Genomic DNA, 2,646 nt, shown 5'->3' with positions numbered 1-2,646 from the left:
GTTGACTCTGTTACTGGAACCCTGTTGGGGGAAAGAAACGGGGACAATTTTACCAGGTTTAATGGGGTCGTGTTACAGGCTGACTACAATGCTGCCAAAAACATACTTAATCGAGGTACGGATAAGGGTGCGATTCGTTGGCTAGAAACCAAAACCTCTTATGGGATTTTGGGGGATTAGCCGGTAGGAGCTCCGACCAATAAAGTCGGAATACAGAACCTAGACAACTTGATGACCATATTGGTGAAAGTCCAATCCTCCCGGAATCGGAGTGAAAGCCCTACCCCCATTTGTGAAAACTAACAAGTTCATAAATGAATGCAGGGGTCGAACAGCGAAGCGGAACTAATCCAAGGGAAGTTAGTAGCAGGCAGAGACTCATGGGTACGAGAGAAAGGTACACCTGAATCATCGTCAGTACCACGTGGCGAAATGGATTGATACGCCACAGACAAAATGTCGCGGAATAAAGGATTAATTAATTCCTTGTTTAATTAATGATTCCCAAATAATATTCCCGGTGAATAGTACCGCCCTAAAAGTCTATAACAATGGTCATCAGGAACGAAGTAACCGCCATATGTACTCTTGGAAAGGTCGAATATTCCAAGTAGGTAGTTAGCCGCAAGTCATATGGGGGCAAGATTGAGTCAGAAGCTAATGCCTGGGGTAATAACCAGGATACGCAGACGGACTCACGTTACAGGAAAAGAAATAGTTGTGAGTACCAATTAACATGTCTAAAACTCTGGGTAACCAGACGGTGGAATGGAATAAGGTAAATTGGCGAAAGCTAGAAAAAACCTTATACAAGTTGCAAAAACGAATATTTCGAGCCTCTCAACGTGGTGACACCCGTGCGGTAAGAAAGCTACAAAAGACTCTGATGAAGTCCTGGACTGCAAAAATGATAGCGGTACGTAGAGTCACCCAGGAAAACAAAGGGAAAAATACGGCTGGAATAGACGAGGTGAAGTCTCTTAAACCAGAACAACGCCCCACCTTAGTAGCCTCCCTTAATGTATCCCTGAGGGCAAAACCTACCCGACGGGTTTGGATTCCCAAACCAGGACGGCTAGAAAAACGCCCATTAAGTATACCTACCATGTATGACCGCGCATTGCAGGCACTAACCAAACTGGCACTAGAACCAGAATGGGAAGCTAAATTTGAACCTAACTCATATGGATTCAGACCAGGACGCTCATGTCATGACGCCATCGAAGCAATATTTAACTACATCAGACAAAAACCCAAATGGGTTCTTGATGCTGACATAGCAAAATGCTTCGATAAAATAAATCACGATGCTTTACTAACAAAACTCAATACCTATCCTTCCATGAGACGTTTAATTAAGTCCTGGCTAAAAGCCGGTGTGATGGATAAAAGAGTATTTTCCCCTACAAAAGAAGGCACACCACAGGGAGGAGTCATCTCTCCTCTTCTGGCCAACATAGCCCTACACGGAATGGAACATAGAATCTGGGAACACGCTAACTCTGTACCGAAAAAAAAGACACATTATAAAAATGGTCTTGGACTAGTTAGATATGCAGATGATTTCGTCATCATGCACCCAGACCAAACTGTGATAGAGGATTTTCAAAAAGTAATCAATGATTGGCTAAATGACATGGGTTTGGAATTAAAGCCAAGTAAAACAAAAATCTCCCACACAATGGACGGGTTTGATTTCTTAGGATTCAACGTCAAACAATATAAGGTGGGAAAAAATCACTCAAAACAAGGCTTCAAAACCATCATCAAACCATCTAAAGAAAAAGTCCAAGAGCATTACGGGGAAATAGCGGACGTCATAGAACGACATAAAGCTGCCCCACAAAAGGCTCTCATAAGCCATCTTAAACCTAAAATACGAGGTTGGTGCAACTATTACAGCACAGTATGTAGTAAAGAAACCTTCAACGATTTAGGAAACTTGCTCTGGAATAAACTTCAAAGATGGGGATACAGAAGACATCCAAAGAAATCAAAAACATGGGTAAACAATAAATACTGGGGAACTGTTGGAAATAATAAATGGGTATTCAAAGACGGGGATGATTATCTCCCTAAACATGTCTGGAAGGAAATAAAAAGACATGTCAAAGTCCAAGAAACCAGAAGTCCATATGACGGAGACTCAGTATATTGGAGTACCAGAATGGGAAAACATCCTGAAATGACCAGTCAAAAGGCAAGACTTTTGAAAAGGCAAAAAGGGAAATGTGCTCACTGTGGTCTTACCTTTAGAGAAAAAGATTTGATGGAAAAGCACCATATATTACCAAAAGCACTAGGTGGAAAAGACTCAGACAAAAATCTGGAATTATTGCACCTACATTGTCATGACGCTAAACATGGAAAGAAAAATAATTCCACTATGGAACTAGATGCTAATCCATGGTAGAGGTACCAACGTCAATGGTTCCTGTAATGAGGAGCCGTATGATACGAAAGTGTCACGTACGGTTCTGAAGACGAGTCAGGGAGGCGACTCCTCGGCTTAGTTTAATAAATCACCCGGTATATGAGTAAAACCGAGGTGCAGGCAGTATTGTTGCGTCGTACCGCGCGTTTCTTGGAAGGGATGGGACTTAGTTTGCTTGATGCAGTTGAGCTTGGATGGATTAATTGCAAGCA

The 2,646-nt window shown here is 42.1% G+C and carries 1 protein-coding gene and 2 pseudogenes; all 3 read left to right on the top strand.

Features of this window, described 5'->3' with window-relative positions:
• A pseudogene (locus F6K49_RS40355) lies at positions 1-180 on the top strand (transposase); the annotation flags it as partial.
• A gap of 556 nt (positions 181-736) precedes the next feature.
• On the top strand, positions 737-2,413 hold the full coding sequence (gene ltrA, locus F6K49_RS40350) for a group II intron reverse transcriptase/maturase (RefSeq protein ID WP_293025457.1): 1,677 nt from the start codon (positions 737-739) through the stop codon (positions 2,411-2,413).
• A 108-nt stretch (positions 2,414-2,521) separates the two neighbouring features.
• Positions 2,522-2,646 (top strand): annotated as a pseudogene (locus tag F6K49_RS40345) (transposase); the annotation flags it as partial.

It is taken from the genome of Moorena sp. SIO3I6, assembly GCF_010672095.1.
This window is presented reverse-complemented; position numbering and strand designations above follow the sequence as displayed.

What these genes read in the sequence shown, in the direction of transcription:
- ltrA (WP_293025457.1), top strand. Translation starts at nt 737, where the DNA reads ATGTCTAAAACTCTGGGTAACCAGACGGTGGAATGGAATAAGGTAAAT.